Source organism: Streptomyces sp. FH025 (assembly GCF_017427025.1).
Classification (GTDB): domain Bacteria; phylum Actinomycetota; class Actinomycetes; order Streptomycetales; family Streptomycetaceae; genus Kitasatospora.
This window is the reverse complement of the sequence record NZ_JAFLNG010001014.1, coordinates 1-2007: the sequence shown is the minus strand read 5'-3', so window position 1 is coordinate 2007 and position 2007 is coordinate 1. Positions and strand designations below refer to the sequence as shown.

Here is a 2007-nt window from a genome sequence, read left to right as displayed (position 1 = left end):
TGCAGCAGCTGCCACAGCGTCTGTTCGCGCAGCGGCGCGCGGAGGGCGAACAGGGCGCGCAGCTCGTCGGGGGTCAACGGGCCCGCGGCCGCGGCCGGTTCGGGCAGCGGGCGGGGGCGCAGGCCGGTGGTCGGGTCGCCGTCGATCCATCCTCGGGCGCGCCACCAGGCGACGGCCGCGCGCAGGGTGGAGAGCTCGCGGTTGAGCGTGCGCGGGTCGGTGCCGGTGCCGCGCAGGGCGACGGCGGCGCGCAGCCGTTCGGCGGCGTCCGGGTGGTCCAGCAGGGCGAGCGGGAGTACGGGCGGCCGGGCGCGCCGCCGTTCCGGGCCGGTGGGGGCGGGTCGGTCGGCGAGCGCCCAGGCCCAGGTGCCGAGCGCGATCCGGTAGATCCGCCGGGAGCCCTCGGCGAGCCCGGAGGCGGCCAGGTATCGCTCGACGGCGAGGCCGTACTCGACCGGGGGAAGCTCTGTCACGACTGCCTTCTTCCGCAGTAAATCGCCATCGCGAGAATCTCCGAAGTTTGCCGACATTCGCAGTAAACAGCAGTTCGGAGGCGCTTTCCAGAGTGATTTACTGCGGTAGCGGCCATTGCCCGAAGAATTGATGTCAAAAGACTCAAGTTTTTCGCCGGAACCCCTTGAACCGCGTTCCCGGGTGATCGCAGACTGCTGCCCATGGCAGTGGAAACCGAACGGATCCCGGCCCGCCGACGGTGGCTGGGAGACCGTCTCGCCGTGCTGGGCGAGCGCGACTTCACCCTCTTCTTCATCGGGTACACGACCTCCCTCCTCGGCTCCTCGATGGCCCCGGTCGCGGTGGCCTTCGCGGTCCTCGACGGGGGCGGCGGCGGCACCGGGGTCGGCTGGGTGATGGCCGCCCGGATCCTCCCGGTGGTCCTGGTGCTGCTGGCGGGCGGGGTGATCGCCGACCGGTTCGGCAGCCGCCGCCTGATGCTGGGCTCGGACGTCCTGCGCGGCCTCGTCCAGGCGCTGTTCGCCGTGCTCCTGGCGGCCGGGCACGCGCCGCTCTGGGCGATGGTGGCCCTGGTCGCGGCCTGGGGGGTCGGCGAGGGGCTGTTCATGCCGGCCTTCGGCGCGATCGTGCCCGACCTGGTGCGCCGCAGGGAGCTGCTGGCGGACGGCAACACCCTGCTGGGGCTGTCCCGTTCGGTGTCCACGGTGGCCGGCCCCGCGCTGGCCGGACTGCTGACGGCGTCCCAGGGTCCGGCGGCGGTGCTGCTGATCGACGCGGTGACGTACGGCATCGGCGCCCTTGCGCTGGCCGGGCTCCGGCTGCCGGAGCGTCCGGCGGCGGACGGCGACCGGGCCTCGATGGTTCGCGAACTGCGCGTCGGCTGGTCGGAGTTCGCCGCCCGCCCGTGGCTGTGGATCACCACCGCGTGGATGGGCCTGTTCAACCTGCTGGTGTGGGCTCCGTTCCTGGTGCTCGGCCCGCTCACCGCCCAGCGGGAGCTCGGCGGCGCCCGCGCCTGGGGCCTGGTGATGGGCGTGTACGGCGCCGGCGCGGTGGTGGGCGGTCTGCTGATGCTCGGCCGCCGGCCCGGTCGTCCGCTCGCGGCGGCCACCGCGGCCGGCCTGGGCTGGGCGCTGCCCTCCGCGGCGCTGGCGGTCGGGGCGTCGCTGCCCTGGGTGGTCGTGGGGGCACTGGTGGCGGGGCTCGGCTCGGCGGTCTGCGGGACGCTGCTCAACACCACGACGCAGGAGTGGGTCCCGGCGGAGCTGCTCGGCCGGCTGACCTCCTTCGGGGTGCTCGGCGCCTTCGTCCTCGGTCCGCTCGGGCTGGCGGCGGCCGGTCCGCTGGCGGAGCGGCTCGGCACCGGTGCGGTGCTGTTGTCCGGGTCGGTCTGGCAAGTTGCGGCCGGGGTCGTAGTGTTGGGCGTACCGGCTGTTCGGAACCGGCGCTGGGAGGAGGACCCGGGACACTGACTCACCCCTCGGACGGCTCCGGGGCGCACCCTCGGCCGCCGGTGCGGCCCACCGCGCACCG

The 2007-nt window shown here is 74.4% G+C and carries 1 protein-coding gene and 1 pseudogene; one reads left to right on the top strand and one right to left on the bottom strand.

The genetic code is table 11. The annotated features are described in order from the left end of the window. Positions 1-473, bottom strand: a pseudogene (locus tag J0670_RS36755) (hypothetical protein); the annotation flags it as partial. A gap of 201 nt (positions 474-674) precedes the next feature. Here J0670_RS36755 and J0670_RS36750 point away from each other — a divergent pair. Then, the gene (locus J0670_RS36750) at positions 675-1946 is read left to right on the top strand and encodes an MFS transporter (RefSeq protein WP_207817120.1); all 1272 of its coding nucleotides are present in this window, start codon (positions 675-677) and stop codon (positions 1944-1946) included. Positions 1947-2007: the final 61 nt, after the last annotated feature.

What these genes read in the sequence shown, in the direction of transcription:
- J0670_RS36750 (WP_207817120.1), top strand. Translation starts at nt 675, where the DNA reads ATGGCAGTGGAAACCGAACGGATCCCGGCCCGCCGACGGTGGCTGGGA.